Here is a 17,517-nt window from a genome sequence, read left to right on the forward strand (position 1 = left end):
GACTAATGAATTAATTGACTTTTTTAGTTTTGTTCAACGATCGGGCCATATTTCTTACTCAACTAAAGAAATATACTTTATAGAGAAAGAAGAACCTAAAGTTGTAATGGTGAGATCGACAAACTTGTGAATGTAAGTGTCTAGACAATTACTATGTTTGAAAAACAAAGTGATTTATTCAGAGCTAAACACCGAAAAGTTGAAGAGTTTCTTATTTTGGAAATATTTAACTTGTAAGACCGTTAATGTATTAAAAGTGTACGAAAAGAAATCAAATTTATCAAGATTATAGGTGATTCGCTTCAAGCATTGTGTTTTACAAGAAAGGCGAAGTGTAATTTACTGTCAATAATGTTTTAGTAGGCAGTAATGATAGACAATGGACTAGAGGATAATTAAAAATCAATCTTTAAGCTCAAAAAACTCTTTTATTAAGATGAGTAAAAATGTTAGTAAAACGTCCATGCATAGATTTGATTGCTACATATTCTAGCTATATAGAGACCTCTTTATTACTATAAAGAGAAAAGGGAATTTTTTTGAGTAATGAATTGATAATCAGATCCAACCCTCTCCCCCCTTATCCCGTATCATCAACTGAACAAACACAATTATATAGTGCTAATACTCCAGTAATCGCTTCACCACTTTCCACTCCAATTATTAAAATACCGTTGGTTGTTGCAGAACCAACCCTTTAAATAAAATGAAGACATTGATCTGGAGCGTACAAAAAATAATTATGACCTAGTAGAGTCAGAGGGAAATTTGTATAAGCAGCGAGTGGACGAATTAAAAGAGAGAGGAATTCGGTCGTGATATACTCCAATATTTTAACGATCCCTCAAGAGCAAGCTGAAAAATGGGGCGAGAAAAAAGCAGATGATTATTTTAAGGTTGCTACGAATTTTTCTGTAAGGAGTTCGGAAAAGAGAATGACATGCATTTGTACTTTGAGAAAGTCAATAAAGAGAACTGAAAATTGCAGGCAAGAGTGGTAATGAACAAAGCAAAAATTAATTACATTCATGGTGCTTTGCCGAAATTTTTACAAGAGCGTAGCTTTGATGTTGTGCGTGCCAGTGGCAAAATGAAAGAGAACAATATCGAAAACTTTTATGAAAATTGAGGTTCCCTACGAATTTTCGAACGGCGTCCATGCTTGGCTGTTAAACTTTGAAAAATGTTATCGCGATCGTTATGGATAAAGATACAGGAGAAAAAAACTTATTCCTTATAAAATATACTACTAAGATAAAGGAGTATGACTTGTATATGAGCCTAAATAACAAAAGAAAATTCAAACTTCATGCAATTCCTTGTTCTATGTGTTGTCCAAAAAGAAATTACAAACTTCATGCAATTCCTTGTTCTATGTGTTGTCCACCTCCTGAATCATTAGCTACTAACATCCATGCTTTTATAGTAAACTTCACTACTACTGGACTCATTCCTCAGGGTACAGGGATACCATTAGATACTAATCTAATATTGACACCAGGAATAACACATACACCGGGTTCTAGTGTTATAAATATAGAAGCTGGTACTTATTGGGTAGAATATACTACCAAATCATCAGCCCCAACAGCTAATTTTGTATCTACTAGAGCTCTCCTTAATGGTTCTTCTATTGTTGGAGCCACTGTTGTCAGTCCTCAAGTAGCATCTGGAACGTTTCAAACTTTAAGTTCGGGGTTTCTTGTTGTAGCACCTAATCTTGTTAATACTTTGGAAATTGCAGCGGATTCACTAGGAGGAAATATTTATAACTCTCAGTTTGCAAGCATTCCAAATGTATCTGTAAGAATTGTTAAAGTAAGTTAATAATAAAAAGAACATGAACCACTATGTTCAAGAGATTGTGGAGTAGAAAGAAAACACGCCCCAAAAAGGCGTGTTTTCTTTCTTTTTCTGGGAGTTCGAAGTTTTGCGTAGCAAGGTTTTGAAAGCCTAAAAGCAATGGCAAATGATTTAACCGTTTGATGAAATATAAAAAAGTATCTCAAAATATGATGATAAAGGAGTTGATCTATATTTGTCATCTAAGAAAAGGATATTTAAAATAGAAATAGTATGTGAGGATTGGGCTTAGGAGATATTCCTAAGTCTTTTTGATGCTTTCAATGAAAGGAAAGTTATGAATATAGCATTTGTATTATGTATTCAAAAAGATTCAATTGTTGGCGCTTGGCACACCGAATATATGCATCAGAAGAGTCTTTTTTGTATTACTGGAGATGGTTCGTAAATAATTTTGAAGATAAAAAGGAAACCCAAAAAACTCCAGATAGTATGGGTAAGATAATAATAATTATGTTGGCAAGGTAGCGTAAAAAAAGAACCCATATTTACGAGAAAGAAGATTAAAAAGAGTAGTTTAGAATAAAAAACCAACTCAACATTAATAATATAGGGTAAATAGTATAATAAAATAAAACCAGACCTTATATTTAGAGGATTTGAGTTTGATTATATATAACCAAACTTTATAATCAAACTTTTATTTGTATATAAAAATACATCCACTAAATCTTTATTGAGATAATGGATGTATTTTTTATTGTGGTCTTTTAATAAAGATTGATAATTTATAAATAAATTTGATCGTTTATAATAAAGTTTGATAAAAAACCTGTATGGAATGCAGGTTTCTTATTCCACAATCGGGCCATTATCTTGAAAAACTTATGTGCAAAAATAAAATATATTTCTTTTTCACAGTTATAGCTTAATAGTGAAGTAAGTAGCCAAGATTTTTGTTCGGTTTTGAAGAATAATTCACTTCAATAAATAACTCGATATGCAACTTTTTAAAATTTTTTCTTTGATATTTAGAACGAGCTATGAATTTCCATGTTGTCGTTTTTTCATTGACTGGCTAAAGAACGTACCTGCAATAACGAATAAAGCACCCACGTAATGGTAAACAGTAAGCATCTCATTTAAGAATATTGCCGATAAGATGTAACCGAAAATAGGTGTTAGAAATAAAAAATTATTTGCTCTAACAGCATCAAATTTAAGCAGGTAAAACCAAAGGATCATGGCAATAATAGAAGTCATAACAACCTGCCAAAAAAGTCCGATCAAAAAATATGGATCAAACTGAATATAAAAATCCGGCTCTAATAAGAAAACAAAGGGGAATGCAATTAAACTGCCGAAAATAATTTGCCAGGTATTAACGACAATTTGAGGCAGATTCAGTTGTATTTTATTATAAAACACACTTCCAATGCCCATGGATAATACTCCTACTCCCAGAGTAATTAGCCCAAATAATGTGGCATTCAATGATTCTAAATAGGGAACAATAGCAATCATGATTCCAAATGCAGAAATGGCCATTCCTAGAATTTCTTTTTGTCCTATCTTTCTATGAAGAAAAATGGAGGAAAGAAAAGCTACAATAAATGGATTTATTGTAATAAATAAATTAAAAATTGTGGAATCCACATATGCAAGGGATAGGAACGAGCAGCCAACATAAAGAGTTGTATTTAAAATACCAAGTATAATTAAATTTGCCCATTCCGACCCTTTAGGATATCGATAGTTTCTGAAGATATATACGAACAAAAACAGTATAACTCCTGCACATAGCAATCGTACAGAAGCAAAAATCAATGGGCTGGCTGAAAAAAGACCTATCTTTGTTGCGATTGCTCCACTCGCCCAAATAAAAGCATAAAATATCCCAACTATATTTATTTTCATCATTCATCACTGCCTTTATGTAATATAACTTCAAGTATAAGTATTTGCATTCAATTAATAAAATTGATAATTTGAATTATATCCATCATGTTTTCTGATGGATTGAAAGGAGGAATTGGTTAATGGAAATACGCCATTTGAAAACTTTTAAAACGATAGTTGAAACTGGTGGATTTACAAAAGCTGCAGACAAACTAGGATATGCACAATCAACGATCACTTCACATATTAAATCCCTTGAAATTGAACTCGATCAACCACTTTTCGATAGAATCGGTAAACAAATCATTTTAACAGAAACCGGAAAACAACTATTACCCTATGCCAATAAAATGCTTCAACTTTACAAAGATATAAAAGAAGTCACTTCCGTAAATGGAGAGGTTGGTGGAGATATTGTTATTTCGGCACCTGAAGCATTATTGATCTATCGTTTTCCACCGATAATTAAAGAATTTAAGGATAAATATCCAAATGTAAATATTGAATGGCATCATTTAGATCCAATGAATTTTAAAGAAGAATTAATTACTGGGAATGCAGATATCTCGTTTTTATTGGGGAATGAATTAAATGATGTAGACATACTGACAGAAAAACTTTGGGATGAACGGATGATGTTTTTGTATCCGAATGATTTTGATTGGAATAATACTTGTAGCAATTTACTTTACACAGAGAAGGGGTGCAGCTATCGTTTTCTGTTTGAACAGTATATTCAGGAATATAATATTCCTTCAAAATCGACTATTGAATTCTGGAGTATTGAGGCTATTAAACAATCAATAATCAGTGGACTTGGAATATCCATGCTTCCATACGTTACTGTGGAAAATGAGCTTAGTGAAAAAAAATTATCGGGGATGGAGTATCAAACCGGTGGTAAAATTGCTACTTATTTGATGTATCATAAGAACAAATGGTTGTCTCCTGCGGTCAAAGCGTTTATTGAAATGGTTAGAAAACATGTACAGGAATGACTGGAAAACCAGTTTTTTTAACTTACGGGCGCTTTTCTGAAATTGATCTGCACCCCCAATGTTAGATTTGTGTCTAACATTGGGGTGCAGATCTAGGCTAGTTATTTATATCATTGCCTGAAGCAATCTGAAACCAATGGAAAACTCAATCGTATATTAAATATTAATTTTTCTGGGGAGATGTTAAAAATGTTAGAAACAATTTTAATATTTTTTTAACTATTCCATTATATGCGATATTAATATGGAGTTATTTCTACCCACAAGAGAGCTTATTATGGGGAAAATGGTGGATGTACAAAGAAGAACCTGAAATCGGATGGTGCAATCCGTTATATAAAAGTTGCATCATTAATCAGTGTAATAGGATTGACGTTAGTTTTCATTATTTTGATACTAACTCAATATAAAAGATGATTCTTCGATACATTTCTTGTTCAAAGAAATTAGGTCTAAAGATAAAATGCATACAGGGGGACTTTCGAGTAATCCAGAATCTGGCGCTTTTCTGAAATAAGGAAAGCGTCTTTCTTCATAAAAGGCCCATTTAATAGAGGAAGAATATTAAAAGAAATTAATATTCTTATAATGATATTGTGCTTAAATGATAGAAGAAGTTAAAGAAGGATGAGGTATATTATTTTGAATATGCCTATTGTTATTTTTGTGAAAATAACAATATTACCCCTGAATCATTTATAGATTGATAATCGAAAATAACATATTTTTGTAACGTAATTAAATTCTAAGAGTTATATAAGTGAAAGGGGTGAAAATAGGTGGACTTTGAGGAAATCTATCACGAATACTTTAAAGAAGTTTATTTATTTATCCTATCATTAAGTCACGATGAGCGCATAGCCGAGGAAATAACACAAGAAGCATTTTTTAAGGCATTAAAAGCAATTAAAAAATTTGATGGTTCTAAGGATATTCGAGCATGGCTTTTTACAATTGCGAAAAATACATATTTCTCACACTACAAAAGAAAGAAACGACAAGTAGACTCAGGTGCAGTAGAAGAATCAAGTATGGAAGTGCAAATTGTAAAGCATTTGATGAATGAAGAAGATGCCTTCATGGTTCATCAGTTTCTTCACTCGATGAATGAGCCATATAAGGAGGTCTTTTCATTACGTACTTTTGGAGAATTACCTTTTGAAAAGATAGGACGTCTTTTTGGAAAAAGTGCAGGGTGGGTAAGGGTTACCTTTTACAGAGCGAGAAAACAAATTATCGAGTATATGGAGGCGATGAATTATGAAAGAGATTAAATGCACAATTATTCAAGATGTTTTACCTCTGTATGTTGATGAGGTAGTTAGTCAAGATACAAAAGAAATGGTAGACGAACATTTACAGCATTGTGAAAAATGTCAAAAAGAATATGACGCCATGAAACAGGAACTTTATATCCCAGCAGAAAATAAGGCTTTTCAATTTAAAGAGATCAGTAAAAAATGGCGTAAGAAAAAAGTGATCATTTCCATTACTTCCGTTTTCATAACGGCACTTATTTTATTGGGGACCTATTTGTCTGTTTTCTATTTTGAAACGGTTATTCCTTATTCGGAAGATTTGATCAAAATCGAAAGACAAAATGATCATCAGTTGGTTTCCCGATATTATGGCAAAAGCCGTGCAGGTGTTCACGGAACGTTTCCTATGGGATTTGAAATTGATGGAGAGAAAAAGATTGTGAGTTTTATTTATTATACAAAAACAATGGCTGATTCGCCTTCGAGAAACCTGATTGATGATGAAAAGAGGCTTGGACAAGAAGATACCTTCGTTCTACCTGAAAGTGGAAATAACGATGCGGTATATTATGTTGAATTTGATTCAGAAGAGATGGTTCCTGGAGGAAAGGATTCTTGGGATTCAGCTTTAGAACGTGCTGTATTAATTTGGGAGAAATAATCTGATTGAAATCATATTTAGTTATTCCATTATCTGGCGCTTTTCTGAAATAAGGAAAGCATCTTTATTCATGGAAAGGGCCAGATTGTGAAGTGAAAACTAGAAAGACAACAGATATTAAAAGTGTCTATATCCGTTGTCTTTTTGTTTGTTTATGAAGCATTCCTGCTTTGAAATCTTTTATAAGGCAGAATGGAAACCAAGAGCAGTAAAACACCAAACAGCACAAATAAAGCAGAACCAGGCAGTACATGATATAATGCGGAGGACATTCCACCAATCGCCATTCCTGAATAACGGACGAAGTTAAAAACTCCTAAAGCTGTCCCTCGGTGCTCGCTGTACTCATTGCTAATAAGCGTTGAGAAAAGGGGGGCGGAAAATCCAACCATAATTCCATAACCAAATAGGATAATACTTAACGCCACAAGTGATTGAGCGTGAAGTACACCAAATAGTACGACCTGCAATGGCATAACAATTAACAGTGAGATAAACAAAGTATTTAGGGATATTTTTTTCTGCAACCTTTTAAATAAAATACTTCCGACAATCATGCTGACTGTCAAAGGTAAATATAATAATCCAATGAACTGTAAAGATACATGATAATGATCATTGAGCAAGACAGGCAGATAGACGAGAATAGCAAAATAGATGAAAAACACTAAAAAGCCGACGGTCATAATACTTGTTCCAATATAATGTGAAAAGACTGCCTTATAGGAATGGATAAATCCTTTGGACTGTTTTACTTCAGTTTCATCCTGTTTTTCACTTGGCAGCAGATAAACAATGAACATCAGCAAGGAAACCGCCATGAACAAAAGAAAAAGGAAAATTCCCTCATAACCAAAAAACTCTCCAATAAAACCTCCAACCACAGGTGAAACGGCGGGTGCAAGGGTAAGCAGGATTTGATACGTTCCCATGGCACTTCCTCTTGCTTCACCTTCAAATAACTGTGCAATCATACTGATTGCAACTAAAGGGATTATCCCTGCCCCGATTGCCTGAATCATTCTGAACAGCGTAAACAACATAAAACTGTTGGTGTAAGCACAAATGACTGCTGATACGCCCATCAAAAGAAGGCTAATGAGCAATAATCTTTTTTTATTTTGATGATCAACCACAGTCCCCAGAACAATCTGTATCACCGCAATAATAAAGATAAAGCTACTGACCGTAAAATTCACCCAGCTGATTGAAACTTCAAACGAATCCCGAATAAGGGGAATGATCGGTGTATAGATGTTCTGGTTTAAAGAAGCAAAAAACGTGCTAATACTCAAGGCATATAAGACAAACGATTTTTCTTGCGCTACACTCTTTTGCATATTTATTCTCCAACTGGAACGTCATCATCTTTTAGTTTATCAGTAATCATTTCTAAAAAAGTTATAATGGTTTCTAACTCGTCTGTATTGAAACTATCCAATAGGCGCAGGTATCGATTTCTTGCCTTCTCATGTAATTGTTCGTGGATAGAGGAAAGTTGCTTCCCGAAAGCAGTAAGGAGATAGTGAACTTCTTTTTGATTGGCCTCCTGTCTGGTCTCGACAATAACGTTCTTCTCGAGCATTTTTTTGATTGCCTTTGTAATGGCTGGCTTGGAGACGTTTAACGTTTCCGAAAGGAATGTATTATTCGCAGAACCCTGCGCCTTGATGGCTGAAACAATGTGTAATTGAGTGAGAGTCCAATCCATAATAATGGAGTTTTCCTCATTTTTTTTACTGAAGCTTTTTCTCTTTTGAACGGCTTCTCTTTCTTGGATAAGTCGTTGCAAAGCATTCAACGCTTCCATTTTTTTGTCTATATGATTCATAATGTATCACCTAACTTTTTATTTTTTGTTAACTGGTTAATAATATTAGTTTACCGGTTAACAAAGATAAGTGTCAAGTGTAAATTAACTGTTCAACAAACGGGCGCTTTCCTGGAATAAAAGGAATGGCCCTTTTTTGCATTGGCTATTTTCTTATAGGTTGTTTTTTGTAAATAAAACTTATAGTGTACTTCTATTGGTGAATTTTGTAAATAAATAATATTTTTTAATGGCTTTTTTTCAAATTGAATAATATAATAACTTTTTATTAAGAGGGGGATATGTATGCAAATTCTGCAATTGTTTTATCAAAAAAATACAAAACAGCAGCGACTATTCTTAGCAGTCTTTTTTTGTTTTGCTATAGGCTCAATACTATGGGTACATCATAATTATTCTTTCTACAACAGCTCTATTGCAGAAATTATAGAGGTTTCAGAGAATAGCTCAACAAAAGTAGAAGATAATTATCAAAATAAAGATGAGTTATATCAACAAGAACTTATTGCTGAAGTAAAAAATGGGGTTGAAAAAGGCTCACGCATTTATTTAACAAATGACTATTCAATGTCACAAGGATTTGATCAGAAATTTGAAGTTGGTAGTGAAGTGTTTGTATCTATTGATTCAGTACAGGAAGAACATCAAATACAAACAGGATCAATAACAGGTGTAAAACGAGATAAATATCTCGTCGTCGTTTTATGGGTATTTATTTTTATCCTACTTGCAGTTGGTAAAAGACAAGGTCTATTATCTGTTATTAGCTTGGCTTTCAATGCAACATTGCTATGGATTGCACTTGATATTTATATTCAATATGCCAACCAAAGCTTATTATGGATATGTGTACTGAGCATTATCATCTTTACAATTTTTTCATTATTACTTGTAAATGGCAGAAATGAAAAGACATTTGCAGCAATTATTGCTACTTTAGTAGGCACATTTTTATCACTTGCCATTACATACTTATGTTTAGTGATCACAAGTGAAAAGGGGCTGCATTATGAAGAATTGCAATTTATAACGCGACCTTATAAAACCGTCTTTCTAGCTGGATTATTTATCGGCTCTTTAGGAGCAGTAATGGACGTTGCAATTACGATGTCTTCTTCTATATTCGGATTGTATGAAAAAGATCCAACGATTTCAATTAAGGCACTGACTAAATCAGGTTTAGAAATTGGCAAAGATATAATGGGTACAATGACCAATATTTTATTTTTCGCATATGTCAGTGGATCGATTCCAACCCTTTTACTTTATTTTAAAAATGCGGCTCCCTTTGGATACACAATGTCCATCAATCTATCCTTAGAGCTTGTACGTGCATTATCTGGTGGGATTGGTATTGTTTTAACGATTCCAGTTGGATTATACACTGCTATATTTTTTATCAATAGAAAGAAGGCAAAATCATGAATGTATTAGTTTTACTTTCGGGACTATTATTCGTTTTAATGGCGATAATAGGGAGGAAAAAAGGGATTCGTTCGTTTATTGCGCTATTTTTAAATTTTGGTGTAATCGTTATGGTGCTATTTTTCATGAATGTTCCAAATTTCAATCCAGTTATCATCACACTAATTGCCTGTATATTCATTAGTTGTATTAATCTTTTTTATATTAATCAAGTTAACTGGACAACAAAAACAGCTTTTTACGCAACAATCGTAACAACCATTGTATTAGTTATCTTTATTAGCATCATCACGAATAGTGCGATGATACAAGGGTTTGGTGAGGAAGAAACCGAAGAAATGGGAATGTTCTCATTTTATATTGGTATTGATTTTGTGAAAATTGCTGTATCAGTTATTATTATGAGTACGATTGGTGCGATTACAGATGCAGCCATTGCGATTGCTTCTCCTATGCGTGAAATGCATATTCATCATCCGAGTATTGAACGAAAAGAACTATTTCATTTCGGACTAAGCATCGGTCGTGATATTTTAGGAACAAGTACCAATACACTATTTTTTGCCTTTTTTGGAAGTTACTTAGCTTTACTCATATGGTTTAAAGATTTATCTTATTCATTTGGAGAAATCTTCAATTCTAAGGTATTCAGCAGTGAATTGATTACCATCTGTTGTTCAGCTATCGGTGTAACCCTTGTTATACCTGTTACAGCTTGGATTACAGCTTACTTTTTAACACGAAAAAAGACAGATATAATATCTTGAATAATAAAAAATAAATATCTATTTTATGTTAGTGAAATAATGCTAAAATTAATTTTCATAATTCAACAAAACCAGCTAATAGTTGTCAATAATTTTCATTAAAAATAATAAAAATATCATGTTATACTAAATTTGTGTATACCAAATAACCGTCCAAATACTTAATTTGGAAAGTTCGGGTCTACTTAGTTAAATTGTTAAATCAAGCTAAGTCTTGGAAAGAAGTTTTGCTTTTTAAAAGTGCATAAATCCAATGTAAGAGTTTGTTTGCACAAGCTATTACAGCTACTCTAAATGGTTTCCCTTCTTCCCGTTTTTTATCATAAAACGCCCGTAATTTCTTATTACGAGGAAGGATTTCATCCGTTGTTTTCTGTTTTCGACAGTCACGAATAGCACATTTAACAGCCATATACAAAGCTTGCCGTAGTCTGCTAGAGCCTCTTTTGGTTATTCGGTTGTAAGTACCTTTGAATGTACCAGATTCAAAGACACTTGGATCAAGACCGGCAAATGCGACTAGTTTCTTAGGATGATTAAACCTTTCAATTTCCCCAATTTCAGATACAATCGTGGCAGCGATTTTTTCTCCGATACCGGGAATTGATCGGATAATCTTAGATTCTTCAATACTTTTTGATAAAGCATCTATCTCATTTTCAAGCATGGATAGATGTTTTTTATATTCAAAGAGCATATTAATATACATATTTAAGCTTAGGGCAAGACTAGAATATAAAGTTTTCTGAAAAGGGTTTTGAGCTGCTGCAGTCATTAGCTTTTCAGCCTGTTTGTATGCCCATTGTAAAGAACGAGAATTACAGAATTCTTTTATTTTAGTTGCTAATACTTCATTATTGGCTTTCAATATATCCTCTGAAGTAGGAAATGCATGTAGTATTTTCAAAGAAACATCCGAATATAAGTCTCCAAAAACATTACTATATTCAGGAAAAACTTGATCTAAAACTGCCTGAAATTGTAGTTTAGTTTGTACAAACATGCCTGTAATATTATCGTGCTGTCTCGTAAGGTTACGTAAGTTCGTAAGTTGGATACCACGCTTTTTATAAGGCTCTAAATCCTCCTTATAATACAGCTCGCAGAGATGATTAGCATCAATGATATCTGTTTTTACCTTTCGTAAACTAGAATTTTTTGCTTTATAGGAGATGAGTGGGTTTACGATAATTATTAAATAGCCTTTGTCCTCAAAATATTGAACAATTGGTGTGTGATAATGGCCTGTTGATTCCATAACAAGAGGGGGACGCTCTCCTGATATATCTTCTAATTCTTTAATAAAATCTAATAAACTAGCTAACCCATCAAGATCATGTTTTACTTTGAAACTTTTCTTGTAGGGCTTCTTTCTTTCCAAGTAAGCTTGAACCTGACTTTCGCCTTTTGCTACATCCAGACCGATGACTGGATTCATTATAATTCCTCCTTCAAAATGATAATTGCCGGTAACCCCTAAATCCTCTTTGTAGTGTCATAGCTTCGCTTGTTATACGAGATCATTGTCCCAACTAGCCTCAAACATATTTCTACAAGTAGGGGGCGAACAGTTTTGCGGACGGGGTCTTAGCCCCACGGGCGCGAACGTTCTACCCCGGCTACCGTTATCATATATCGATATAAAAAATGGTCAACCAGAAATATTTTCTGGCTGACCTTATAATACGATCGGTCGCGATTATGAAGTAACGCTGTAGAAAATGATCAAACTTTTTTATAATAGGCAAACTAAAAAATGCTAAAGAAGCATCCATTTTGATTAATCTTTTTTCAAAATGATGCTTCTTATTAATCTTAGTGTAAGGATTTACGAGGTGTTTTTGTTCAAACTTTATTTTAAAGCTACTTTTATATTCCATTAAGAATTTTTTGTATGGCAGTTACATATCCAGCCTTATATATCTGAATCCCGTTTTCTTTAACTCTGCCATAATTATCGGTAGTCCAACCCTGATGGCTCATAAATTCGTTTGATATGGCATATCTAAGAGCATCTATTTCGGTATCTGTCAGTTTATAAGAAGGCTCGACTATAACAACATCCTTATTTTTGCTAAGAGTGTTTATAGGACGCATATCAATCGTAAAGGTTGTTTGTTCTTTAAGCAGAGAGTTTTCTCTTTTGAGCTTTTTATTCTCTGCCATAAGCATACCAACCAATGCTTTTGTTGTTGGTTCGGAGATACTTGCTAAGATATCATCGTTAATGGTTATTTTGCTTATCTGTGCCATCCAGTTAAGTCGTTCTTCATATCTTGTGGCTTTTCTCCAAGGGTTTAATTGAACAGCTCCATATTCTTCATATAACCAATCTGATAACCCATTTAAAGCAGATAAAAGCATATTCGCTGTTTCAACTCTTTTTGGTAACCAATAAAGTCCCGATGGGCTAACCCTTCATCATTTATTGTTCCTGAATAAACAGACTCCGTAAATGTATCAAAGAATTCTTTTGGGGAAGAATAATAATTCTGATTAGCTTCCATATAATCAAGTAATAGTCCAACAGCTTGTACTAACTTCTTATGCCAACTTCTACTTTTACTACGATTCTTTATTTGATATCTGTGTAATTGCTCAAAAACCATTGTCTCTCCATTAAACTCTACTAGAAGAGTAGGAAAGTCTATGCTCCTGCCTGTATTATCCCTATATGATTTTGAAGATACCTGAACATATCTCATATATATTCACCTATGCCTATAGTTTGATTATAATATTACATATAATACCATTGATATTTACTTATAACTACAATAAAAAGGTACTACATCATTAAAATGTAATACCTTTTTAATAGTTTGATTATAAAGATTTCACCTTAGATAATAATAATATGAGTTGGTTTTCGTTTATTTAATTTGAATTTAATGAAATTGGTCTTTTAGTCTCAGGATCAAATATTGCTTCTTTCCTTTTCTGACTTTGATATTGTTACAAAGACATACACTTGCCTATTAGGATGAAAACCTTGTCCACTGGATCTTGATTAATAACCATTGATATCTGCTTTTGATAGTATGGTATTAATATCTTTAAAAGAAGTTTTTTTTCGAATATTCAATTGAGCATCTTTAAATTCAACATACTGTTCTTTATCTAGAGAATCATAAAATGAATTTACATCTTCGAATTTTGTTTTTGAATTATCAGGATACTTACTCCAAGGTTCTTCATCAGAATTAGACTGGGCAAATCCTTGTATGTTCAAGGTAAATAGTGTAACTAATAAGGTAATAAGAAAAATGAAAATTTTACTCATAAATTCTATCTCCTTTTTGGTAAGTTTTCTAATAAGTTAAACATTTATGTATGTAAAAAAACAAAGGTCAAGTTAATCTACAAAATGTGAAGAATCAACTTGGTCCTTGTGTATTAACAATAAACTTTGAGAAAACAGCCTAGAATTAAAAAAGGATAGATAAACAGGAAGATATCTCCGTTTATTACACTTCCGAAATTACGATATTAAAGCAACAGGAATTGATTTTAAAATAAGGTTAAATGCTACCCTAGAAAATCCGTGTTGTAACATTTTTTCAAAAAGTATAAAACGAAATAATGTTTTTTTAAATAATCCATTAATAATAAGGTCAAAAGTGAGATGCAGAAATAGCAGTGGAATTTCTGAGCTTTAGAATACTTATTGTATTTAACATTAATAGCGAAAAGGAAAATGAACAATGTATAAGAAATCTATAAAAAGGATAACAGGATCTTTGATGAAATTGAAAAATCGTATATATACCTAGCAAAAATAGCCGATACAAAAAGAGATAGTTTGTACAGAAAAATAGTAATATATAATAGAAGGGATATTTAATAATTAGAAATAATTTCTAATGTTTTTATAATCATTTAGAGAACATACAATTATCTTAATAAACTATAAATAAAGTCATACATTTTAGTATGAAAAAGCGATAGATTAGCCTGAGTTCAGTTGGTTATACTTAGACATATTTAATTTAACGTACTCAGACAAAAAATAGTCGATAGTTAGGTTGAAAACTTAGGGTGTCATATGTTTCAAAATAGTCACCTTATTTGTGTATGAGTTTAAAAAGTGAAATAAGAAATGGACCGTTAGCAGGACCAGTAGTAACCGCTGCTGTTATTTTACCTGCAAACTGTGAGGCGCTAATCGGCTTAAATGATTCAAAGCAATTATCAAAAGATAAACGCAATGCCTATGCTACTTTAATAAAAGAGTATGCATTAAGTTATTTTATCCATTTTCAACCAGCGCAACAAATTGATGCGTTAAATATTTACGAAGCGACGAAGCAATCGATGAAGACAAGTGTAGAATCGTTATCTATGAAACCTAATTATGTGCTAGTAGATGCTATGACGCTGCCAATCTCTATTCCGCAGGATTCAATCATTAAAGGGGATGCGAAAAGCCTAGCGATTGCAGCAGCGTCGATATTAGCGAAAACGGCGCGAGATGATTATATGGATCAATTGGACGAAGAATTTCCTATGTATGGTTTTGCTCAGCATGCAGGGTATGGCACAAAACAACATTTAAAAGCACTTGAAGAATTCGGTCCAACTAATCATCATCGTAAGTCCTTTGAACCGATAAAGTCAATGCTCTAAGTGATAAGCCAAATAAAATAGAAAATTGATGAAAGGAGTATGTATATGACAGCCACATCTTTTAATCCGATTCAAATGCAACAAGCTGCAATAACCTCAGCTAATCAGCCACTTACTTTAAAACAAGGACAAATATTTCAAGGAACAATCAAACAATTATATCCAGATCAAATGGCAGAAATACAGGTTGGTCAACAAAAGTTTATTGCTAAACTCGAAGTGCCGCTAAAAGCAGGTGATGCACATTTCTTTCAAGTAACTGGTACAAGCCCACAAACCGAACTAAAAGTTGTTACGGGTCCTATGGCGCAAACGGCTTCCCAAAGTCAACAGATTAATCAGTTACTTGAATCAATGAATTTACCTAAAACAGCTGAATCACAGCAGCTTCTAGCTCATTTTATGAAGGTGCAGCTTCCGATTTCAAAAGAGCAGCTGATGCAGGCAGAAATGTGGTTAAAGGCATTACCTGAGGGCGTAACAAAAATGGATGCCCTGCAAGCCATTCAAAAAATGGTAGAGTTTAAAATGCCAATGACAAATGATGTGTTTCAAGCTCTTCTAAGTGGACAAAAAACTGCAGGCATGGTTTCCATAATGGAAAACTTTACACAGCTTTTAACGAAGGATATAGCTTTACCAGAAAATCTTAAGCAAAATCTAATGCAACAAATACAAGCAATTGCAAAGCCTTTTGAAGTAGAAACAGGTAGTTTAGTCCTTGCTAAGTCCATACAAATATTAACTAATAGTGCGTCTTCTATGAGTGAAAAGATTCAAGCTATGAATAGTTTAAAAGAGGCGGGGATACTACCTCAGCAGGCAACCTTGCAAAATTGGTCCAGCCTTAGCGATGTAAAGCCTATACAGTCAAATCAGCTGCAACAGGCTGGAGAAGTTATTCAAACAATTTTAACGACAAAACCTGACAACATTCATCATCTTGTTGATCAGCTTAGATCATGGACAGCGAATCAAAGCTTGTTAACTAATGAACAAAAGCAATCATTAAATGAACTTATCGATCGATTTAAACAGCTACCAGCAACTAAACAAACGCTAGAGATTTTTGCAAAACAAATGCAAGAACACCTTATAAAGGCATTTGCAGAAAATTCTTCGGCGCGTTTATTTACACAAGACGCTAATGCTCTTTCTATGAAAGACCATTTATTATCGCTTTTAAAGCATGAAGCAACTACTCCGCTACAAAACGAAGCATTTATGCGAAATCTCATGAGAAATAGTGTTGAATCCCCACAAGCAATGATTCAGCAGATTGTTACACAAGCGGATGCTCATGTACAAAATTCTATGGACAGTAAAGCAATGGAACATGCGCTTAAAACGGTATTAAAAAATTTAGGAGTTAGCTATGAAGCGACTCTTAGTAACAAGTCAGCCGATTTACAGCAGATTGCACATCAATTAAAACCGCAATTACATACATTATTGCAGGAAGCGCACGTTACTCCGCAGCTGAAGGAAGCTGCAGAAATGTTAATGGCACGTATGAATGGCATGCAGCTAGCCTCAGGAGAAAATGGCCATCAGCATCAGCTTATTATGCAAGTACCATTAGAATTTTTCGGCAAGAAAATGGATGCAACATTACAGTGGAATGGACGCATGAAAGAAGATGGTAAAATTGACGCCAATTACGCACGCATATTATTTTATTTACAAATGGAATCTATGAAAGAAACGGTTATTGATATGCAAGTCCAAAACCGTGTCGTTTCTGTGACAGTATTTAATGAAAACAATGATATTATTCCGCTTGCAGAGCCACTAAAAGCAGCATTAAAAATAGGATTAGCAGAAAAAGAGTATCAACTTTCAGGCGTTTTTATTAAACAATTTGAGAAAGCTCAACCTGAAAAAAACCCTGTAGTAGAACAGCAGGAGGAACATAGTGGGGTGGATTTCCGCATATGAGTGAAGAAAAATTTACTCGAAAAGAGGCTATCGCCCTCACTTATAAGTTAGGTCGTTTTGATAGTCCGACGGTAGTAGCAAAAGGAAAAGGGAAAGTAGCAGAAAATATATTAGCGCGCGCGAATGAGCACGATGTCCCGATATATGAGGATCCTAACCTTGTTCAATTACTCGGACAATTAGATTTAAATGAGTCAATTCCTGAAGAATTATACGAAGCCGTCGCTGAGGTTTTTGCATTTATTTATCGTCTAGATCAACAACATGCGCAAAAATATAGAAAAAATAGAGAATTCTGATTTTCGGAAAT

16 protein-coding genes and 1 pseudogene are annotated in these 17,517 nt (G+C 33.5%); 10 read left to right on the forward strand and 7 right to left on the reverse strand.

Annotated elements, in window-relative coordinates:
- The first annotated feature begins 1,000 nt into the window (after window positions 1-1,000).
- Together ACVYAD_RS01270 and ACVYAD_RS01275 are read left to right on the forward strand one after the other, a co-directional pair.
- On the forward strand, window positions 1,001-1,129 hold the full coding sequence (locus ACVYAD_RS01270; protein ID WP_476424101.1) for a hypothetical protein: 129 nt from the start codon (window positions 1,001-1,003) through the stop codon (window positions 1,127-1,129).
- 47 nt (window positions 1,130-1,176) lie between these two features.
- The gene (locus ACVYAD_RS01275; RefSeq protein ID WP_476424103.1) at window positions 1,177-1,827 is read left to right on the forward strand and encodes a hypothetical protein; all 651 of its coding nucleotides are present in this window, start codon (window positions 1,177-1,179) and stop codon (window positions 1,825-1,827) included.
- Window positions 1,828-2,844: 1,017 nt separating this feature from the next.
- Here the strand turns inward: ACVYAD_RS01275 and ACVYAD_RS01280 are convergent.
- Entirely contained in the window at window positions 2,845-3,723 is an 879-nt protein-coding gene (locus ACVYAD_RS01280) for a DMT family transporter (protein ID WP_476424105.1), read from the reverse strand.
- 119 nt (window positions 3,724-3,842) lie between these two features.
- On the opposite strand from ACVYAD_RS01280, the gene ACVYAD_RS01285 reads away from it, so the two are divergent.
- The 3 genes from ACVYAD_RS01285 (at window position 3,843) to ACVYAD_RS01295 (ending at window position 6,620) form a co-directional block, all read left to right on the forward strand.
- Entirely contained in the window at window positions 3,843-4,700 is an 858-nt protein-coding gene (locus ACVYAD_RS01285) for a LysR family transcriptional regulator (RefSeq protein WP_476424107.1), read from the forward strand.
- Window positions 4,701-5,479: 779 nt separating this feature from the next.
- On the forward strand, window positions 5,480-5,974 hold the full coding sequence (locus ACVYAD_RS01290) for an RNA polymerase sigma factor (protein WP_476424108.1): 495 nt from the start codon (window positions 5,480-5,482) through the stop codon (window positions 5,972-5,974).
- The gene (locus ACVYAD_RS01295; RefSeq protein WP_004229990.1) at window positions 5,961-6,620 is read left to right on the forward strand and encodes a zf-HC2 domain-containing protein; all 660 of its coding nucleotides are present in this window, start codon (window positions 5,961-5,963) and stop codon (window positions 6,618-6,620) included. The genes ACVYAD_RS01290 and ACVYAD_RS01295 overlap by 14 nt, the downstream gene beginning before the upstream one ends.
- Before the next feature lie 152 nt (window positions 6,621-6,772).
- Here the strand turns inward: ACVYAD_RS01295 and ACVYAD_RS01300 are convergent, their stop codons facing one another.
- Both ACVYAD_RS01300 and ACVYAD_RS01305 read right to left on the reverse strand, forming a co-directional pair.
- Complete coding sequence (locus ACVYAD_RS01300) at window positions 6,773-7,960, reverse strand: MFS transporter (protein ID WP_476424110.1); 1,188 nt, start codon at window positions 7,958-7,960, stop codon at window positions 6,773-6,775.
- A gap of 2 nt (window positions 7,961-7,962) precedes the next feature.
- Complete coding sequence (locus tag ACVYAD_RS01305) at window positions 7,963-8,451, reverse strand: MarR family transcriptional regulator (protein WP_476424112.1); 489 nt, start codon at window positions 8,449-8,451, stop codon at window positions 7,963-7,965.
- Between the two features lie 285 nt (window positions 8,452-8,736).
- Here ACVYAD_RS01305 and ACVYAD_RS01310 point away from each other — a divergent pair, with 285 nt between their 5' ends.
- Window positions 8,737-9,876: a YibE/F family protein gene (locus tag ACVYAD_RS01310; RefSeq protein ID WP_476424114.1), complete on the forward strand. Its 1,140-nt coding sequence runs from the start codon at window positions 8,737-8,739 to the stop codon at window positions 9,874-9,876.
- Window positions 9,873-10,643 carry a YibE/F family protein gene (locus ACVYAD_RS01315; RefSeq protein WP_476424115.1) on the forward strand — a complete coding sequence of 257 codons (771 nt, stop codon included), beginning with the start codon at window positions 9,873-9,875 and terminating at the stop codon, window positions 10,641-10,643. Before ACVYAD_RS01310 ends, ACVYAD_RS01315 begins: the two co-directional genes overlap by 4 nt.
- A 202-nt stretch (window positions 10,644-10,845) precedes the next feature.
- Here ACVYAD_RS01315 and ACVYAD_RS01320 read toward each other — a convergent pair whose 3' ends face one another.
- From ACVYAD_RS01320 to ACVYAD_RS01335, 4 genes are all read right to left on the reverse strand, one after another.
- On the reverse strand, window positions 10,846-12,081 hold the full coding sequence (locus tag ACVYAD_RS01320) for an IS110 family RNA-guided transposase (RefSeq protein ID WP_476424117.1): 1,236 nt from the start codon (window positions 12,079-12,081) through the stop codon (window positions 10,846-10,848).
- 431 nt (window positions 12,082-12,512) lie between these two features.
- Complete coding sequence (gmtX, locus tag ACVYAD_RS01325; RefSeq protein ID WP_476424119.1) at window positions 12,513-13,007, reverse strand: gamma-mobile-trio protein GmtX; 495 nt, start codon at window positions 13,005-13,007, stop codon at window positions 12,513-12,515.
- Window positions 12,989-13,252, reverse strand: a complete 264-nt coding sequence (locus ACVYAD_RS01330) for a hypothetical protein (RefSeq protein ID WP_476424120.1) — start codon at window positions 13,250-13,252, stop codon at window positions 12,989-12,991. The genes gmtX and ACVYAD_RS01330 overlap by 19 nt, the downstream gene beginning before the upstream one ends.
- Before the next feature lie 401 nt (window positions 13,253-13,653).
- Complete coding sequence (locus ACVYAD_RS01335) at window positions 13,654-13,926, reverse strand: hypothetical protein (RefSeq protein WP_476424122.1); 273 nt, start codon at window positions 13,924-13,926, stop codon at window positions 13,654-13,656.
- An 806-nt stretch (window positions 13,927-14,732) separates the two neighbouring features.
- Here ACVYAD_RS01335 and ACVYAD_RS01340 point away from each other — a divergent pair.
- The 3 genes and pseudogenes from ACVYAD_RS01340 to ACVYAD_RS01350 form a co-directional block, all read left to right on the forward strand.
- Window positions 14,733-15,269, forward strand: a pseudogene (locus tag ACVYAD_RS01340) (ribonuclease HII); the annotation flags it as partial.
- 45 nt (window positions 15,270-15,314) lie between these two features.
- Window positions 15,315-17,207 carry a hypothetical protein gene (locus tag ACVYAD_RS01345; protein WP_476424124.1) on the forward strand — a complete coding sequence of 631 codons (1,893 nt, stop codon included), beginning with the start codon at window positions 15,315-15,317 and terminating at the stop codon, window positions 17,205-17,207.
- Entirely contained in the window at window positions 17,204-17,506 is a 303-nt protein-coding gene (locus ACVYAD_RS01350) for an EscU/YscU/HrcU family type III secretion system export apparatus switch protein (RefSeq protein WP_197141877.1), read from the forward strand. The genes ACVYAD_RS01345 and ACVYAD_RS01350 overlap by 4 nt, the downstream gene beginning before the upstream one ends.
- The last annotated feature ends 11 nt before the right edge of the window (window positions 17,507-17,517 follow it).

It is taken from the genome of Lysinibacillus sp. G1-3 (assembly GCF_056322905.1).

What these genes read in the sequence shown, in the direction of transcription:
- ACVYAD_RS01350 (WP_197141877.1), top strand. Translation starts at nt 17,204, where the DNA reads ATGAGTGAAGAAAAATTTACTCGAAAAGAGGCTATCGCCCTCACTTAT.
- ACVYAD_RS01295 (WP_004229990.1), top strand. Translation starts at nt 5,961, where the DNA reads ATGAAAGAGATTAAATGCACAATTATTCAAGATGTTTTACCTCTGTAT.
- ACVYAD_RS01270 (WP_476424101.1), top strand. Translation starts at nt 1,001, where the DNA reads ATGAACAAAGCAAAAATTAATTACATTCATGGTGCTTTGCCGAAATTT.
- ACVYAD_RS01320 (WP_476424117.1), bottom strand. Translation starts at nt 12,081, where the DNA reads ATGAATCCAGTCATCGGTCTGGATGTAGCAAAAGGCGAAAGTCAGGTT.
- ACVYAD_RS01280 (WP_476424105.1), bottom strand. Translation starts at nt 3,723, where the DNA reads ATGATGAAAATAAATATAGTTGGGATATTTTATGCTTTTATTTGGGCG.
- ACVYAD_RS01310 (WP_476424114.1), top strand. Translation starts at nt 8,737, where the DNA reads ATGCAAATTCTGCAATTGTTTTATCAAAAAAATACAAAACAGCAGCGA.
- gmtX (WP_476424119.1), bottom strand. Translation starts at nt 13,007, where the DNA reads ATGCTTTTATCTGCTTTAAATGGGTTATCAGATTGGTTATATGAAGAA.
- ACVYAD_RS01330 (WP_476424120.1), bottom strand. Translation starts at nt 13,252, where the DNA reads ATGGTTTTTGAGCAATTACACAGATATCAAATAAAGAATCGTAGTAAA.
- ACVYAD_RS01300 (WP_476424110.1), bottom strand. Translation starts at nt 7,960, where the DNA reads ATGCAAAAGAGTGTAGCGCAAGAAAAATCGTTTGTCTTATATGCCTTG.
- ACVYAD_RS01305 (WP_476424112.1), bottom strand. Translation starts at nt 8,451, where the DNA reads ATGAATCATATAGACAAAAAAATGGAAGCGTTGAATGCTTTGCAACGA.
- ACVYAD_RS01345 (WP_476424124.1), top strand. Translation starts at nt 15,315, where the DNA reads ATGACAGCCACATCTTTTAATCCGATTCAAATGCAACAAGCTGCAATA.
- ACVYAD_RS01335 (WP_476424122.1), bottom strand. Translation starts at nt 13,926, where the DNA reads ATGAGTAAAATTTTCATTTTTCTTATTACCTTATTAGTTACACTATTT.
- ACVYAD_RS01315 (WP_476424115.1), top strand. Translation starts at nt 9,873, where the DNA reads ATGAATGTATTAGTTTTACTTTCGGGACTATTATTCGTTTTAATGGCG.
- ACVYAD_RS01285 (WP_476424107.1), top strand. Translation starts at nt 3,843, where the DNA reads ATGGAAATACGCCATTTGAAAACTTTTAAAACGATAGTTGAAACTGGT.